Genomic DNA, 995 nt, shown 5'->3' on the forward strand with positions numbered 1-995 from the left:
CCAGGCGGGTGACCAGGTTGGAAATCGGCGGCAGGGAGCGGGCGATGGTCGCCGAGGGGTGGTCCGCGTCGGGCAGCATCGCCGCCCCGGCGCACACGATCGCCCCGGCCAGCGTCTCCCACTGGTTCATCTCGAACAGCCCGAGCCCCAGGTTCACCGGTCCGAGGTCCACCTGTGTTGTTATTGCCAGCCACGCGGCCGCGCCGCTCATGGCGTGGTGTCCACCCATCATGGATTCAACCTTAGAACGTATGTACGACACTTCCCGATCCGCGACAGGGGTAACCTTAGACACATGTCAACCGTGAGAATTGCGCAGAAGCACGACTGTGCCCGCATCCTGGAGCTGATCCATGAGCTGGCCGTCTACGAAAAGGAACCGGACGCGGTGAAGAACACCGTCGCGGACCTGCAGGAGCACCTGTTCGGCGCCAACCCGCAGGTCTTCGCCCACGTGGCCGAGGATGCCAACGGGCAGGTGGCCGGGGTGGCGATCTGGTACCTGACCTATTCGACGTGGGAGGGCCGGCACGGGATCCACCTGGAGGACCTGGTGGTGCGTGAGTCCGCCCGCGGGCAGGGGCTGGGCAGCGCGCTGCTGAAGGAGTTGGCGCGGATCGCCGTCGAGCGCGGGTACCGGCGCCTGGAGTGGGCGGTGCTGGACTGGAACGCCCCGGCGATCGGCTTCTACGACGCCATCGGCTCCAGCTCCCTGGACGGCTGGACCACCCGGCGGCTGGACGGTGCGGCGCTGGCGAAGGCGGGTGCCTGATGGAGTACCGCGGCATGCACGTCACCGACACTGGTCCAGGTGCCGCTGGATCACCAGAACCCGCACGGGGAGCAGATCAGCGTCTACGCCCGTGAGGTGAGCACCGATCCGGCCAAGCCCTGCTGCTGTATCTGCAGGGCGGACCCGGCGGCAAGTCCCCGCGCCCGGCCTCGCTCTCGGCTGGCTGGCCGAGGCGGTCAAGCATTTCCGGTGCTGCTGCTGG

The 995-nt window shown here is 68.0% G+C and carries 1 protein-coding gene and 2 pseudogenes; 2 read left to right on the forward strand and 1 reads right to left on the reverse strand.

Going from position 1 to position 995, the window contains the following annotated elements; all coding sequences use genetic code 11:
* Positions 1-211 (reverse strand): annotated as a pseudogene (locus tag JCM19049_RS15355) (metal-dependent hydrolase); the annotation flags it as partial.
* An 84-nt stretch (positions 212-295) separates the two neighbouring features.
* Between JCM19049_RS15355 and JCM19049_RS15360 the strand changes: the two are divergent.
* Together JCM19049_RS15360 and JCM19049_RS21350 are read left to right on the forward strand one after the other, a co-directional pair.
* Complete coding sequence (locus JCM19049_RS15360) at positions 296-772, forward strand: GNAT family N-acetyltransferase (protein WP_054821996.1); 477 nt, start codon at positions 296-298, stop codon at positions 770-772.
* Positions 773-811: 39 nt separating this feature from the next.
* A pseudogene (locus JCM19049_RS21350) lies at positions 812-995 on the forward strand (alpha/beta hydrolase); the annotation flags it as partial.

It is taken from the genome of Arthrobacter sp. JCM 19049 (genome assembly GCF_001310435.1).

Coding starts and splice junctions, on each gene's coding strand:
- JCM19049_RS15360 (WP_054821996.1), top strand. CDS start 296: ATGTCAACCGTGAGAATTGCGCAGAAGCACGACTGTGCCCGCATCCTG.